The sequence below is a fragment of the Streptomyces sp. NPDC050842 genome (assembly GCF_044456565.1).
Classification (GTDB): Bacteria; Actinomycetota; Actinomycetes; order Streptomycetales; family Streptomycetaceae; genus Streptomyces.
This window is the reverse complement of record NZ_JBITGA010000001.1, coordinates 148,214-163,926: the sequence shown is the minus strand read 5'-3', so window position 1 is coordinate 163,926 and position 15,713 is coordinate 148,214. Positions and strand designations below refer to the sequence as shown.

General features: G+C 72.3%; 10 protein-coding genes. 7 read left to right on the top strand and 3 right to left on the bottom strand.

Annotated elements, in window-relative coordinates; genetic code table 11:
• The first annotated feature begins 14 nt into the window (after window positions 1-14).
• The 3 genes from ACIBG6_RS00790 (at window position 15) to ACIBG6_RS00780 (ending at window position 5,145) form a co-directional block, all read left to right on the top strand.
• Window positions 15-503: a MarR family winged helix-turn-helix transcriptional regulator gene (locus ACIBG6_RS00790; RefSeq protein ID WP_399220301.1), complete on the top strand. Its 489-nt coding sequence runs from the start codon at window positions 15-17 to the stop codon at window positions 501-503.
• 39 nt (window positions 504-542) lie between these two features.
• Window positions 543-3,467, top strand: a complete 2,925-nt coding sequence (locus ACIBG6_RS00785) for an FAD-binding and (Fe-S)-binding domain-containing protein (protein WP_399220300.1) — start codon at window positions 543-545, stop codon at window positions 3,465-3,467.
• Window positions 3,468-3,708: 241 nt separating this feature from the next.
• Entirely contained in the window at window positions 3,709-5,145 is a 1,437-nt protein-coding gene (locus ACIBG6_RS00780; RefSeq protein ID WP_399220299.1) for a Gfo/Idh/MocA family protein, read from the top strand.
• A 48-nt stretch (window positions 5,146-5,193) separates the two neighbouring features.
• Here the strand turns inward: ACIBG6_RS00780 and ACIBG6_RS00775 are convergent, their stop codons facing one another.
• Window positions 5,194-6,810: a peptide-N4-asparagine amidase gene (locus tag ACIBG6_RS00775; protein ID WP_399220298.1), complete on the bottom strand. Its 1,617-nt coding sequence runs from the start codon at window positions 6,808-6,810 to the stop codon at window positions 5,194-5,196.
• Window positions 6,811-7,001: 191 nt separating this feature from the next.
• Between ACIBG6_RS00775 and ACIBG6_RS00770 the strand changes: the two genes are divergently transcribed.
• Complete coding sequence (locus tag ACIBG6_RS00770) at window positions 7,002-8,819, top strand: ABC transporter transmembrane domain-containing protein (RefSeq protein WP_399220297.1); 1,818 nt, start codon at window positions 7,002-7,004, stop codon at window positions 8,817-8,819.
• Window positions 8,816-10,597: an ABC transporter ATP-binding protein gene (locus ACIBG6_RS00765; RefSeq protein ID WP_399220296.1), complete on the top strand. Its 1,782-nt coding sequence runs from the start codon at window positions 8,816-8,818 to the stop codon at window positions 10,595-10,597. Before ACIBG6_RS00770 ends, ACIBG6_RS00765 begins: the two co-directional genes overlap by 4 nt.
• 57 nt (window positions 10,598-10,654) lie before the next feature.
• Here the strand turns inward: ACIBG6_RS00765 and ACIBG6_RS00760 are convergent, their stop codons facing one another.
• Window positions 10,655-11,362 carry an NAD(P)-dependent oxidoreductase gene (locus ACIBG6_RS00760; protein ID WP_399220295.1) on the bottom strand — a complete coding sequence of 236 codons (708 nt, stop codon included), beginning with the start codon at window positions 11,360-11,362 and terminating at the stop codon, window positions 10,655-10,657.
• 121 nt (window positions 11,363-11,483) lie between these two features.
• On the opposite strand from ACIBG6_RS00760, the gene ACIBG6_RS00755 reads away from it, so the two are divergent.
• Window positions 11,484-12,230, top strand: a complete 747-nt coding sequence (locus ACIBG6_RS00755) for a TetR/AcrR family transcriptional regulator (RefSeq protein ID WP_399220294.1) — start codon at window positions 11,484-11,486, stop codon at window positions 12,228-12,230.
• Between the two features lie 30 nt (window positions 12,231-12,260).
• On the opposite strand, the gene ACIBG6_RS00750 is transcribed toward ACIBG6_RS00755, so the two are convergent.
• Entirely contained in the window at window positions 12,261-13,052 is a 792-nt protein-coding gene (locus ACIBG6_RS00750; RefSeq protein WP_399220292.1) for a metal-dependent hydrolase, read from the bottom strand.
• 134 nt (window positions 13,053-13,186) lie between these two features.
• Here ACIBG6_RS00750 and ACIBG6_RS00745 point away from each other — a divergent pair, with 134 nt between their 5' ends.
• Window positions 13,187-15,700 carry a DEAD/DEAH box helicase gene (locus ACIBG6_RS00745; RefSeq protein ID WP_399220291.1) on the top strand — a complete coding sequence of 838 codons (2,514 nt, stop codon included), beginning with the start codon at window positions 13,187-13,189 and terminating at the stop codon, window positions 15,698-15,700.
• The last annotated feature ends 13 nt before the right edge of the window (window positions 15,701-15,713 follow it).

Genomic DNA, 15,713 nt, shown 5'->3' with positions numbered 1-15,713 from the left:
ATATTGTTCCCGGCATGAGCACCTCCGACCGCCCGAGCGGCACCGACCACCGGTTCAGCGGAACCGACGCCGATGCCGACGGGGTCCTCGCCGAGCAGTTGCTGCGCCTCACCCGGCGCCTGCACCGCATCCAGAAGCACCACCTGGAGCCGGTCGGCATCACCCCCGCGCAGTCCCGGCTCCTGCGCACGGTCGCGCACTTCGGCGAGCCGCCCCGCATGGCCGATCTCGCGACCCGGCTCGAAGTCGTCCCGAGGGCCGTGACCAGCCTCGTCGACGGCCTGGAGACCGGCGGCCGGGTGCGCAGGGTCCCGGATCCGAGCAACCGCCGCGTGGTCCGGATCGAGCTCACCGACGCGGGGCGCGCCACGCTGCGCGAGCTGCGCAGCGCGCGCCGGGCGGCCGCAGAGGACATCCTTGCTCCATTGACCGTCGATCAGCGCGAGGTGCTCGGAGGTCTGCTGTCCGCTCTGGTCGACCGCGTCCCGGAGAGCGGCTGCTGATCCCCCGGGTACGGGGACGCGCCGAAGGGGAGCCGTGACATGCCGCTGCTTGAGCCGAACCCGCAGGCCCTTCGCCCCGGTACGAAGCGGAGTCCGGCCCCTGACCGGGTTCCCGAGCTCCAGTCGCGGGGCACGCCGCGGCGGCTGCGCGAGGAGCTGACCGAGCTCCTCGGCGCGGAGAAGGTCCTGTCGGGCCTCTCCGACCTGGTCCGTTACGCCTCCGACGCCAGCCCGTACCGTTTCGTCCCGCAGGTCGTCGTGGTCGCCGAGGACATCGACGACATCTCCGCCGTCCTGTCGTACGCGCACGGCAAGGGCCGCGAGGTCGTCTTCCGGGCCGCCGGGACCAGTCTCAACGGCCAGGCGCAGGGCGAGGACATCCTCGTCGACGTCCGCCGCCACTGGGCGGGCGTCGAGGTCCTGGACGGCGGCGCCCGCGCCCGGATCCGCCCCGGTACGACGGTCGTCCGGGCCAACGCGGCGCTCGCGCCGCACGGGCGGGTCCTGGGGCCCGATCCGGCGAGCGCGATCGCCTGCACGCTCGGCGGGGTCGTCGCCAACAACGCCTCGGGGATGACCGCGGGGACCACCCGGAACTCGTACCGGACGCTGGCCTCGCTCACCGTCGTCCTGCCGTCCGGGACGGTGGTCGACACGGCCGCCCCGACGGCCGACGAGGAGCTCGCGCGCGCCGAGCCGAGGCTGTGCGCGGGGCTGATGGAGCTGAAGGCGGAGATCGAGGCGGACGCCGAGCTGACGGCCCGGATCCGGGCCAAGTACGCCATCAAGAACACCAACGGCTACCGGCTCGACGCCTTCCTGGACGGCTCCACGCCGGTGCAGATCCTGCGGGGCCTGATGGTCGGCTCCGAGGGCACCTTCGGCTTCATCGCCGAGACCGTCTTCGACACCCTCCCGCTGGACCGCGAGGTCTCCACGGCCCTGCTCTTCTTCCCGTCGCTGCCGGCCGCCGCGGCGGCCGTGCCGCTGTTCAACGAGGCCGGGGCGCTCGCCGTCGAGCTGATGGACGGCAACACGCTGCGGGCCTCGGTCAGTGTCTCCGGGGTCCCGGCGGACTGGGCGGACCTGCCGAAGGAGACGGCGGCGCTCCTGGTGGAGTTCCGGGCCCCGGACGCGGCGGGGCGCGAGGCGTACGAGCGGGCGGCGGGTTCGGTCCTGGCCGGCCTCGATCTGGTCGCCCCGGTGGCCTCCGTGGAGAACGCGTTCACCCGCGACCCGAAGAGGATCAACGGCTACTGGAAGGCCCGCAAGGCGTTCGTGACGGCCGTCGGCGGCTCGCGGCCCTCGGGGACGACGCTGATCACCGAGGACTTCGCGGTGCCGCCGGACCGGCTGGCGGAGGCCTGCGCCGAGCTGCTCGACCTCCAGTCCCGGCACGGCTTCGACGCGGCCGTCGCCGGCCACGCGGCCCACGGAAACCTCCACTTCCTGCTCGCCTTCGACGCCGGCGACCCCTCCGACGTCGAGCGGTACGCGGCCTTCATGGACGAGTTCTGCAAGCTGACCGTGGAGCGGTTCGACGGCTCGCTGAAGGCCGAGCACGCCACCGGACGCAACATCGCGCCGTTCCTGGAGCTGGAGTGGGGCACGAAGGCGACCGACCTGATGTGGCGGATCAAGGAGGTCATCGACCCCGACGGGGTCCTCGCCCCCAGGATCGTCCTCGACCGCGACCCGCAGGCCCACCTGCGCGGCCTGAAGACCATCCCCAAGGTCGAACTGATCGCCGACCCCTGCATCGAGTGCGGCTTCTGCGAACCGACCTGTCCCAGCCACGACCTGACGACCACACCGCGCCAGCGGATCGTGCTGCGCCGCGAGATGATGCGCCAGCCCGACGGCTCCCCCGTCGAGGCCCGCCTCCTGGAGGCGTACGGCTACGACGCCGTCGACACCTGCGCCGGCGACTCCACCTGCAAACTCGCCTGCCCCGTCGGCATCGACACGGGCGCGCTGATGAAGGACTTCCGTCACCAGCGCCACTCCCCCCGCGAGGAGCGGATCGCCGCGCTCACGGCGAAAAACTTCCGCGCGGTGGAGGCCTCGGCACGTCTCGCCGTAGCCGCCGCGGACCGGATCGGGGACCGGCTCCTGGAGCGGCTGACCGGCCTGGCCCGCAAGGCGATCCGCCCCGACCTCGTACCGAAGTGGCTGCCCGAGGTCCCCGGCGCCGCCGCGCGCCGGCTGCCCCGCACCCACCGCCCCGCGGCCGTCGCCGTCTACTACCCCGCCTGCGTCAACCGCATCTTCGCGGGGCCCGACGGCCACAGCGGCCCGTCCCTGCCGGAGGCCGTCGTCGCCCTGTCCGCGCGGGCCGGGAAGCCGGTGTGGATCCCCGACGACGTGGCGGGAACGTGCTGCGCCACCATCTGGCACTCCAAGGGGTACGAGCGGGGCAACGAGGTGATGGCCAACCGGATCGTGGAGGCGGCCTGGGGGTGGACCGCCGGCGGAAAGCTCCCCCTCGTCGTCGACGCCTCCTCCTGCACCCTCGGCATCGCGCACGACGTCGTCCCCTACCTCACCGACGACAACCGCGAGCTGCACGCCGAGCTCACCGTCCTCGACTCCCTCGTCTGGGCCGCCGACGAGCTGCTCCCCCGGCTCGACGTGCGCCGCCGCGTCACTTCGGCCGTCGTCCATCCGACCTGCTCCATGCGCCACCTCGGCGACGAGGAGCAGCTGACCAGGCTCGCCGAGGCGTGCGCGGAGGAGGTCGTCGTCCCCGCCGACGCGGGCTGCTGCGCCTTCGCGGGCGACCGCGGGATGCTCCACCCCGAGCTGACCGCCTCCGCCACCGCCCGCGAGGCCGCCGAGGTGACGGCCCGTTCCTTCGACGTGCATCTGTCGGCCAACCGGATGTGCGAGATCGGGATGGACCGGGCGACGGGCCGGAGCTACCGGTCGGTGCTGCTCTCCCTGGAGCGCGCGACCCGGCCCTGACCCCCCGTCAGTCCGCGGGCCGACCTCCCCGAAGAGACCCCTCACCCCGGCCGGTGAGGGGTCCTTCGTATGTTCGGGTGACGGCCGGTGCAGCGTACAACTCCATGCGATATCCGGAACAGTAAAGTCCAACTACCCGTCGCAAGAGTCCTATCCGCGCCCTTGCGCACCGTCGTTCACGGGGGCCAGGGTCCTGTGCGGGATTCATGAAACAGCCGTGCACACAGCTCCTGGAGGTTCCATGAAAGAGCAGGTACCGCCTACCCCGAGCCGCCGCAAGGTCCTCAAGACCACCGCCGGCGCGGCCGGAGCGGGTCTCGGCATCGCCGCCGTCGGCGCCCCGACCGCCCAGGCCGCCACCGGATCCGCGCCCACCGCGACGACCGCGGCCGCGGTGGCGGAGACGGCCGCGGCGGACACGCCGAGGCGTCGTGGGGCGACCATGGCCGGGGTCCCCTTCGAGGGCCGTTCCACGGTCCGTGTCGGGATCATCGGCCTCGGCAACCGGGGCAACGGCATGATCGGTCTCTTCCTCGCGCTGCCCTGGGTGCGGGTGGTGGCCGTCTGCGATCCGGTGCGGGAGAAGGCCGAGCGGGCCGCCGCCAAGGTCGTCGCCGCCGGTCAGCCCGCCCCCGCCGTGTACACCCACGGCGAGGACGACTACGAGAACCTCTGCGCCCGCTCCGACCTCGACTTCGTGTACGTGGCCACTCCCTGGGAGCAGCACTTCCCGATGGCCAGGGCGGCGATGCTGAACGGCAAGCACGTCGGCGTCGAGTGTCCGATCGCGATGCGGCTCGACGAGCTCTGGGAGCTGGTCGACCTCTCCGAGCAGACCCGTCGCCACTGCATGCAGCTGGAGAACTGCTGCTACGGGCGGAACGAGATGCGGGTCCTGCGCATGGCGCACGCCGGCAAGTTCGGCCAACTGCTGCACGGCGCGGGGGCGTACAACCACGACCTTCGCGGCCTGATGTTCTCGCCGACGTACTACGAGGGGCCGTGGCGCCGGCTGTGGCACACGAAGCTGCGCGGCGACCTCTACCCCAACCACGGTTTCGGTCCCGTCGCCAACTACATGGACGTCAACCGGGGCGACCGGGTGGTGAGCATCAGCAGCTTCGGCACCCCGGCGCTCGGCCTGGCCGAGTACCGCGCGGAGCACATGCCGCCCGGCGACCCGAGCTGGAAGGAGACGTACATCGAGAGCGACCGGACGATCAGCATGGTCCAGACGGCCAAGGGCCGGGTGATCCGGCTGGAGCACGACGTCTCCACCCCGCACCCGTACAGCCGGATCAACAGTCTGGGCGGGACGAGGGGCGTCTTCGAGGACTACCCGGCCCGGATCTACCTGGAGCCGGACCACACGAACGACCAGTGGGCCGACTTCTCGTCCTACGCCGCCGAGTTCGACCACTGGCTCTGGAAGGAACACGCCAACCCGCCCGGCGGCCACGGCGGCATGGACTACATCATGATCTACCGCCTGATGCAGTGCGTGCGGCTGGGTCTCGTGCCGGACTTCGACGTGTACGACGCCGCCACGTGGACGGCTCCGGTGCCGCTGAGCCACGCCTCGATCAAGGCGAAGGGCGCGCCCCAGGAGATCCCCGACTTCACGCGCGGCGAGTGGCGCAAGGCCCGCTCGGGCGTGGACTCGGTCAAGCCCTCCTGAGGGGTACGGTGCCCGGTCCCCGCGGGCGGGGGCCGGGCACCGTCGTGTTCAGCAGCGCCGCCGGTCCTCGGTGAGCGTCCCCTGAACCGTCGTCAGGGTCCGGTCGTGGCACCCGCCGGAGCCGTACAGCCGATAGCGCTCGGTCGTGGTGCCGACCGCGTGCCGCTGGTCGCGCGGGACACCCGTGGTGTACGTCGCGTCCCCGGTGTACGTGTCGTCCAGGTGCGACCAGGAGAGGCGCCGGCCGTCGCGCAGGACGACCGTGTCGGCGCGGTCCCCGAGCGTGAGGACCGTCCGCAGCCGGTCGCCCGCGCCGATCGTCGTCTCGCCGTCCATGGTGTACGCGCGGTGGACGCGGGTGACGGTCCGGCCGCTGGTCACGGTCTCGTGGTCCGTCCAGCGCGCGGTGAACGCGTCCGGGTTCTCGTTCTCGCCCCAGCGGTGGGCTGAGGTGTGGCCGACGGTCCGGTCGACGGTGGTGGCGATCCTGCCGTGCGAGGTGTTCAGGTGTCCGGCGACGGTGAGCCGGTGCCCGGCGCCGGTGTCGACGGCGTGCGGGGAGCTGCCGGAGGCCGCCGTGTACACGGAGGAGTTGCGCGGGGCGCTCTCCTGGTGCCGGTCGAGCCCGCCGGTGACGACCCGGCTGCCCTCGTCCTGCCAGAGCAGCATGTTGGTGGGGAGCGACCAGCCGCTCAGGCCTGCCGGGACGCCGGCGACCGAGACCTCCACGCGGTGGGCGCTGCCGTCGTTGAGGAGGGCGGCGAAGGGCGTGAGGTCGTAGACGATGGGCTGGACGTCGAAGGCGCGCGGGCCGGGGGTGACGTACCAGAGGAAGGGGTTGGACCAGCCGCCGGTCCAGACCGTGGGGAAGGGAGCCGCGATGCCCGCGAGCCGGCCGTCCACGGAGACGCGGACCTCGCGGTGCGGGCCGTCGGTCGCCCGGCAGGAGTACGGGGCGGCGTCGGGGACGGAGAGGTACCAGTACTCCTCGCAGCCGCCGCCGGAGCCGGTGGCGTACACCTCGGCGAGCAGCCGTTCGGTGTTGCGCGGGGTGGTGAGGGTGGAGCCGGTGAGGGGGATCACCCGGTCGGGGGTGCCGGCGGCGGGCTTCACGCGGCCCTCGGCGGTGTGGAAGGTGAGGGTGACGCGGACGTCGAGGACGCCGGTGTACGTCTCGTTCACGACATTGCCGATGAGCATTTCGACGGGCTGCGGGCGGCTGAGGGTGTCGCGGTAGCGCGTGACGTCCTTCTCGACGGACCAGGTGATGCCGTCGGGCGAGGGCTGGGGCGTCGAGGTGCGGAGGATCTCCACGCCTCCGACGGTGACGTAGCCGAGGCGGTCGTACTGGCGGCCCTTGACGCTTCCTTCGAGGCGGAGGACGACCTTGTTCCAGCGGGTGCCGCACTCCTTGGGCGGGGTGTATCCGCCCTGGTACGGGGTGAAGTCGCGGAACTGGGCGGCGGCGAGGGTGACCTCGCAGCTGCGGGTGCCGGGGGTCTCGACGGGTGGGCCGGCGGTGACCGGGTCGTGCCAGTCGCTGGTGAACTCGGCCGGGGGCGTCGGGCCGTTCGGACCGTCGGCGGCGGCCGGGTGGGCGGTGAGCAGCGCCCCGGCGGCCAGCACCAGCCCGCTGAGCATGCTCATGATCTTGAGTGATCTCATGAGGCGGAAGTGAAGCGCGGTCACCACGGCGTGGTCCAGAGGACGATGAGCGGACATGGCGCGATCTGTTCCCTCATGGGGAAAATCGATTGCCGCGCCGTGGGGAAAAAGCGAACCTTGCACGGTTTCCCCTCCGCCGTCGCACCCCCGGCGCGCGATCCACCAGACAGACCCGGAGACCCTGGGACGCCATGCAGATTCGAGATCTTCCCTACGCCGACCCAGGGGTCCCCGATGTCCGCTCGGGCACCCGGTTCCTCCTCTGGCTCGGCCGCAACCAGCTCGGCGGGCAGGTGAAGGCCCTCCTCTGGGGACTGCTCCTCCAGTTGGGCATCGCCGGGCTGCCGCTCGGCGTCGGCGTCGCCGTGCAGGCGGTCGTGGACCGTGACGGCGGGCGGCTCGGCCTCGCCGCGGGCCTGCTCGTGGCCTTCGGGCTCGCGATCGCGGTCGGCGACACGATGCTGCACCGCGTCGCCGTCACCAACTGGATCACCGCCGCCGCCCGGGTCCAGCAGCTTCTCTCCCGCAAGACCGCCGAGCTCGGGTCGGTCCTGACCCGGCGGGTCGCCGCGGGCGAAGTCGTATCCGTGTCCACGGGCGACGTCGAAAAAATCGGATGGTTCGTCGAGGCGCTGTCCCGGTTCGCCGCCGCGGCCCTCTCCCTGCTGATCGTCTGCGTGGCCCTCGTCGTCTACCAGCCCGCGCTGGGCGTCGTCGTCGCCATCGGCGTCCCCGTCCTCGCCCTCGCCGTGCTGCCGCTCCTCCCCCGCGCGACCCGCCGGGCGGACGTCCAGCGCGAGAAGGCGGGCAAGGCCACGGAGCTGGCCTCCGACACCGTCGCCGGGCTCCGCGTCCTGCGCGGCATCGGCGGCGAGGAGCTGTTCCTCGGCCGCTACCGGGCCGCGTCCCAGGAGGTCCGCAAGGCCGCCGTGCACAGCGCGCGGATGTGGGCGCTGATCGCCGCGATCCAGGTCCTCCTGCCCGGCATCCTGCTCATCGTCGTGGTGGCGTACGGCGCGCGGCTCGCGCTCGACGGGCGGATCACGGTCGGCGAACTCGTCACCGTCTACGGCGCCGTGGCCCTCACGCATCATCCGATGCGGAACTTCGAAGAGATCGCGATGGCCTTCTCCTTCTCCCGGCCGTCGGCGAAGCGGGCCGCCCGGGTCCTCGCGCTGACCCGCACCACGACCACCACCGGCACCACGGGCGAGGAGCGCGAGGCGACCGGCGATCTGTACGACCCGCTGACGGGGCTGCTCGCCCCGGCCGGCCGGTTCACGGCCGTCGTCTGCGGCGACCCGGACCTGGCCGGACGGCTCGCGGACCGACTCGGCGGCCACCCGGCCGAAGAGGACACCGAGGAGCGGGCCCACACCTCGGTCCTGCTCGGCGGGGTCCCGCTGGACGAGCTGCCACTGGCGGACGCCCGTGCGGCCGTCCTCGTCCAGGACAAGGACCCGGTCCTGCTCTCGGGCACCCTCCGCGAGCTCCTCGACGTGCCCTCGTCGGGCGCGGTCCGGGCCGAGGACGCGCTCGCCGCCGCCCAGTGCGGCGACGTCCTCGACGCGCTCGCCCAGGCCTCCGTCGACACCGACGGAGACCCGATGCGGACCCGGATCACCGAGCGGGGCCGGTCTCTCTCCGGCGGCCAGCGCCAGCGGCTCGCGCTCGCCCGCTCGCTGGTGACCGACCCGGAGGTGCTCGTCCTCGACGAGCCCACCTCGGCGGTCGACTCGCACACCGAGTCCCGGGTGGCGGACGGGATCGCCCGGCTGCGCGAAGGCGGGACCACCGTGGTCCTCGCCTCCTCGCCGCTGCTCCTGGACCGCGCCGACCGGGTCGTCCTCATCCACGAGGGCCAGGCGGTCGCTGTCGGCACCCACCGCGAACTGCTCGCCGCCGAGCCCCGCTACCGCGCGGTCGTCACACGCGAGACGGACGAGGAGCTCGCCACGGTGAGTCGCCTCGCCGATGAACTCGAAGCACTGGAAGGGGAAACGGCATGATCGGCCTGGCGCCACCGGAGTACGACCCGGCGGCCCCCACGACGGCGACGACACTGCCCGTCGCGGCCGGCGCGACCGTACGGATCTACGTACGGGAGCTGCTGCGCCGCCACCGCAGGGCGTTCGCGCTGCTCATCGGGGTGAACGCGATCGCCGTGATCGCCTCGATGGCCGGCCCGTACCTCCTCGGTTCGGTGGTGGACGAGCTGAGCGCAGGGGCCCGCGACCTCCATCTGGAGCGGACGGTCGCGCTGTTCGCGGTCGCCCTGCTGGTCCAGACGTTCTTCGTGCGGCTCGTCCGGCTGCGCGGGGCGATGCTCGGCGAGGAGATGCTCGCCGATCTGCGCGAGGACTTCCTCGTCCGTTCCGTGGGCCTGCCGCCCGGCGTCCTCGAACGGGCCGGGACGGGCGATCTCCTCTCCCGCATCACCACGGACATCGACCGGCTGGCCAACGCGATGCGCGAGGCCGTGCCCCAGCTGGCCATCGGTGTCGTCTGGGTGGGGCTGCTGCTCGGCGGGCTCGCGGTCACCGCGCCGCCGCTCGCGCTCGCGGCCCTGCTCGCGGCGCCGGTCCTCATCGTGGGCTGCCGGTGGTACTTCAAGCGGGCGCCGTCCGCGTACCGCTCGGAGTCCGCGGGGTACGCAGCGGTGGCCGCCGCGCTGGCCGAGACGGTCGACGCGGGCCGCACCGTGGAGTCGCACCGCCTCGGCGAGCGGCGGATCGCCCTCTCCGACCGGCGCATCACCGAGTGGGTGGCGTGGGAGAGGTACACGCTCTTCCTGCGGTCGGTGCTCTTCCCCGTCGTCACGCTCACGCACACGACGGTGCTGTGCGGCGTCCTCCTCCTCGGCGGGGTCTTCGTCTTCCAGGGCTGGATCGACGTGGGCCAGCTGACGACGGGCGCACTGCTCGCCCAGATGCTGGTGGACCCGATCGGGATCGTCCTCCGCTGGTACGACGAGCTCCAGGTCGCGCAGGTCTCGCTGGGCCGGCTCGTCGGCGTCCGGGACATCGAACCGGCCGCGGGCGACCACGAGGTACGGCCGGACGGGCGCGACGTCCACGCGGACGAGGTCCGGTTCGGCTACCGCGAGGGCGTCGACGTGCTGCACGAGGTGTCGCTGAAGGTGGCGCCGGGCACCCGGCTCGCCCTGGTGGGCCCGTCGGGCGCGGGCAAGTCCACGCTCGGCCGACTGCTCGCGGGCATCTACGCCCCGCGGACGGGCTCGGTCACGCTCGGCGCCGCCGAGCTGGCGCGGATGCCCGCCGAGCGGGTCCGCGAGCACGTGGCCCTGGTCAATCAGGAGCACCACGTCTTCGTCGGCTCGCTCCGGGACAATCTGCTGCTCGCCCGGACCGGCGCCGCCGACGCCGAGCTCTGGGAGGCCCTCTCCGCGGTGGACGCGGAGGGGTGGGCCCGGGGCCTCGAGGAGGGCCTGGACACCGAGGTCGGCTCGGGCGGCCGTTCGCTCACGCCGGCGCAGGCGCAGCAGGTCGCGCTCGCCCGGCTCGTCCTCGCGGACCCGCACACGCTGGTCCTGGACGAGGCGACCTCGCTGCTCGACCCGAGGGCGGCCAGGCACCTGGAGCGGTCCCTCGCCCGTGTGCTCGACGGGCGTACGGTCGTGGCCATCGCGCACCGGCTGCACACCGCGCACGACGCCGATCTGATCGCGGTGGTGGAGGCCGGCCGGATCAGCGAGCTCGGCAGCCACGACGAGCTGGTGGCGGCCGACGGGGCGTACGCGGCGCTGTGGCGGTCCTGGCACGGCTGACCCCAGGGGGTGGGGGCGCGCCGGCCGGCGCCCCCCTCCTCCGTACCAGCCGATCGCTCAGTAGCCGATGGTGAACCGGCGCTGGACGAAGCGGGGCAGCTCCGCCTCGTCGACGAGCGCCACGGCGGCGTCCTCGGCCGAGACGCGGCTGCGTCCCTCGGCGTCCCGGACCGGCTGGTCCTCGCCGACGCGGAAGCGGCCGGTGCGCTCGCCGGGCGCGATGTCCTCGGCGGGGCTGAAGTAGGTCCACCTGCGGTTCGAGGTGCGCAGCACGTTCAGGGCGTCCCGGTGGCCGCGTACCGCCGCCGCGTAGGCGCGGGGCAGCCCGACGGAGTCGAGGGTCTCGTGGAGCCGCTCCTCCGCGTCGGCGAGCACCACTCCGGGCTCGATCTCCAGGCTGCCGGCGCCGCCGATGACGATCAGTCGGGTCCTGGGGTGGGTCTCCAGGGCCGTGAGCAGGGCGCGGGCCGCGGTGGCGTAGACGGTGGCGTCGGCGATGGAGCGCCGCACGGTGTCGGTGAGGTCGCGGGCGGCGTTGCCGGGCTGGAAGGCGCTGATCAGGACGTCGAGCCCGGGCAGGACGGCGGCGATGCCCTCGGGGTCGAGGACGTCGAGGCTCGCCCAGGTGATGTTCTCACGGGTCTCACCGGCCGCCGCCTCGGTGGTGTCGCGGCCGAAGGCCCTGATGTGGTGCCCGCGTTCCAGGGCCTCCGCGACGACGCGGCTGCCGATGGTGCCGGTGGCTCCGATGACTCCGATGCGCATGACTCTCCCCTGTGATCACATCCACGACGCGACGTACGTGACGCCGTGCGAAAACTATACGCCGTGAAGTTCACGGCGTGCAGTTTTCCTACGCCCCTCAGTGGAGCGGTAGGGTTCCCGGATGACCGGGACATCGGAAGCACGGACAGCGGCCCCGCGGGCCGGCCTGGGACGCCGTGAGCGGCTACGGGCCGAGACGACGGCCGAGATCAAGGACACGGCCCTGCGGCTGATGGCCTCCGGCGGGCCCGACGCGATCACGCTGCGGGCCATCGCCCGCGAGATGGGCATGACGGCCAACGCGATCTACGGCTACTTCGCCACCCGCGACGACCTGGTCACCACGCTCATCGACGACGTGTACTCCGCCCTGGCCGACGCCGTGGACGCGGCCTGGGCGACCGCCCCCTCCGGGGACCCGGCCGCCCGGATCCTGGCCTGGTCCCGGGCCTTCCGCGACTGGGCCCTGGCCAACCCGGAGGGCTTCCGGCTGATCTACGGCGACCCGGTACCCGGCTACCGGGCACCGGAGGGCGGACCCGCCCCGGACGCGGCCCGCCGGGTGTGCACCGGCCTCGCCGGGCTCGCGGCGGCGGCCTGGCCGTACGCCGAACCCCAGTACCGGGACTCCGCGTTCACCTGGTCCGACTTCGACGCCGGACTCCTCGACAAGGTACGGCCGGCGTTCCCCGAGCTCCCGCCCGCCGCCATCGCGCTGGCCCTGCGCCTCTGGGGGCATCTGCACGGCCTGGTGACCCTGGAGGTCTACGGGCACCTGCGCCGCCAGACCGCGAGCCCGGACAAACTCTTCCAGGAGGAACTGACCCAGCTCGTACGGACACTGGGCGTCCCCCGGACCGGGTCGTAGAAGCACCGGCTCCGAGAAGAACTGGAAGAACTAGAAGAAGCCGAGCGCCGACGCTCCCCCGACCCCGCCGAGCAGCATGAAGGCGGGCATGAGGACCTTCAGCTCGACCCAGCTGCCGGCCCGGAAGCGGATCCCCTTCGGCGGGCCGATCGGGTACCAGCGCTTCCGGCCCACCGGAATGGGCCACAGGATCGGGCACCCGGAGACCGTCAGGGCGTCGCCGATGTCGTGGACGAGGGCGCCGAGGACGATCGGCAGGCCGAGCCACAGGTACTCCTGGCCGGGGCCGGTGAAGAACCAGTCCGCGCCGTTTCCGGGCTTGTCGAGCACGCCCGCGAGGATCCAGGCGCTGGTCGCGCCGAGCAGCCAGACCAGGACGTCGCTGGACATCCGGGCGGCCCGCCACAGCAGGCCTTCCACGGCGAGGACCAGGTGGACGAAGAGGATGGCCAGGACCGCCCACCGGCCGCCGGTGACCGCCGCGACGGAGGCACCGCCGCCGATCAGGACGGCCCAGAGCCAGGTGTGGGTGAGGGTCCGGTGCCCGCCGGACCTGCGGGGGTCGGCGGAGGAGCGGGTGGCCTTGTAGACGGCGTACGAGAGCTTGTCGACGATCTCGCAGAGGCCCTTGGAGACCGGCCCGAAGGCGCGGGAGATCGTCGCCGACTTGTGGTCGAGGTCGGGAGCGAGGGCGGCGCCCGCGCAGATGAGGGCCCCGACCAGGAGGACCGGCCACGGCATGGGCTTGTCGAAGCTGGCGGCGGCCGCTCCCACACCCAGCCAGGCCGCCGCTCCGGACAGTGAGTGCGCCGGTCCCATCATGGTTCGCTGCCGCCCCGTTTCTCGTGCGCCGGCGCTCAGTTGACGACCGGTCGACGGACGAGCCTACCGTCCGTGATCAAGAAGGCCTCCGGCCGGTTCCCTCATCCGAGCGGAATCCAGGCAAGATGGGGGGCGTGACCCTTATCGATCAGCTTCCGCCGACCGCCGACCCCGACGCCCTCTTCGAGGCCTTCTCCTCCTGGGCCGAGGACCAGGGCATCACGCTCTACCCGGCCCAGGAGGAGGCGCTGATCGAGGTGGTGTCCGGGGCGAACGTGATCCTTTCGACCCCGACCGGCTCGGGGAAGTCGCTGGTCGCGGCCGGGGCGCACTTCACGGCCCTGGCGAACGACCAGGTCACCTTCTACACGGCGCCCATCAAGGCGCTGGTGTCGGAGAAGTTCTTCGACCTGTGCAAGCTCTTCGGCACGGAGAACGTCGGCATGCTCACGGGCGACGCCTCCGTGAACGCGGACGCGCCGGTCATCTGCTGCACGGCCGAGGTCCTCGCCTCGATCGCCCTGCGCGACGGCAAGTACGCCGACATCGGCCAGGTCGTCATGGACGAGTTCCACTTCTACGCCGAGGCGGACCGCGGCTGGGCCTGGCAGATCCCGATCCTCGAACTGCCGCAGGCGCAGTTCATCCTCATGTCGGCGACGCTCGGCGACGTGTCGATGTTCGAGAAGGACCTGACCCGGCGGACCGGAAAGCCGACCTCGGTGGTCCGCTCGGCGACCCGGCCGGTGCCGCTGTCGTACGAGTACGAGCTCACGCCGATCACGGACACCCTGACGGAGCTCCTGGAGACCAAGCAGGCCCCCGTCTACATCGTCCACTTCACGCAGGCGCAGGCCGTCGAGCGGGCGCAGTCGCTCATGAGCATCAACATGTGCACGCGCGAGGAGAAGGACAGGATCGCCGAGCTGATCGGCAACTTCCGCTTCACCACCAAGTTCGGCCAGAACCTCTCGCGGTACGTCCGCCACGGCATCGGCGTCCACCACGCCGGCATGCTGCCCAAGTACCGGCGGCTCGTCGAGAAGCTGGCCCAGGCCGGTCTGCTGAAGGTGATCTGCGGGACGGACACGCTGGGCGTCGGCGTCAACGTGCCCATCCGTACGGTGCTGTTCACGGCGCTGACCAAGTACGACGGCACCCGGGTGCGCACGCTGCGGGCCCGTGAGTTCCACCAGATCGCGGGCCGCGCGGGCCGCGCCGGCTTCGACACCGCCGGTTACGTGGTCGCGCAGGCGCCCGAGCACGTCATCGAGAACGAGAAGGCGCTCGCGAAGGCGGGCGACGACCCGAAGAAGCGCCGCAAGGTCGTCCGCAAGAAGGCCCCGGAGGGCTTCGTCGCCTGGAGCGACACCACCTTCGAGAGGCTGATCGGCTCCGAGCCCGAGCCGCTGACCTCGCGCTTCAAGGTCACCAACATCATGCTGCTCTCGGTGATCGCCCGGCCGGGCAACGCCTTCGACGCGATGCGCAAGCTCCTGGAGGACAACCACGAGCCGCGCAAGGCGCAGCTGCGGCACATCCGCCGGGCCATCGCGATCTACCGCTCGCTGCTCGACGGCGGTGTGGTGGAGCAGCTGGACACCCCGGACGCCGAGGGCCGCACGATCCGGCTGACCGTCGACCTCCAGCAGGACTTCGCGCTCAACCAGCCGCTGTCGACGTTCGCGCTCGCCGCCTTCGACCTGCTCGACCCGGAGTCTCCGTCGTACGCCCTCGACATGGTGTCGGTGGTGGAGTCGACGCTCGACGACCCTCGCCAGATCCTCGCCGCCATGCAGAACAAGGCGCGCGGCGAGGCCGTCGGGCAGATGAAGCGCGACGGCGTCGAGTACGAGGAGCGGATGGAGCGGCTCCAGGAGATCTCGTACCCGAAGCCGCTGGAGGAGCTCCTCTGGCACGCGTACGACGTCTACCGGAAGTCCCACCCGTGGGTCGGCGACCACCCGGTGTCGCCGAAGTCGGTCATCCGTGACATGTACGAACGCGCCATGACCTTCACCGAGTTCACGTCCTGGTACGAGCTGGCGCGGACCGAGGGCATCGTCCTCCGCTACCTCGCGAGCGCGTACAAGGCGCTCGACCACACCATCCCGGACGACCTGAAGACCGAGGACCTGGAGGACCTGATCGCCTGGCTCGGCGAGATGGTGCGACAGGTGGACTCCTCGCTGCTCGACGAATGGGAGCAGCTGGCCAACCCGGAGGTCCAGACGGCCGAGGAGGCCCAGGAGAAGGCCGACCAGGTCAAGCCGGTCACGGCGAACGCCCGCGCCTTCCGGGTCCTCGTGCGCAACGCGATGTTCCGCCGGGTGGAGCTGGCGGCGCTCGACAACGTGGACGCGCTGGGCGAGCTCGACGCGGCGTCCGGCTGGGACGCGGACGCGTGGGGCGAGGCGATGGACGCGTACTGGGACGAGTACGACGACCTCGGTACGGGTCCGGACGCGCGCGGCCCCAAGCTCCTCGCCATCGAGGAGGACGCGGCGCACGGCCTGTGGCGCGTCCGGCAGACCTTCGCCGACCCGAACGGCGACCATGACTGGGGCGTCAGCGCGGAGGTGGATCTCGCGGCCTCCGACGAGGAGGGCCGCGCGGTGGTCCGCGTGACGTCCGTCGGACAGCTGTAGAGGAGAGACCCGT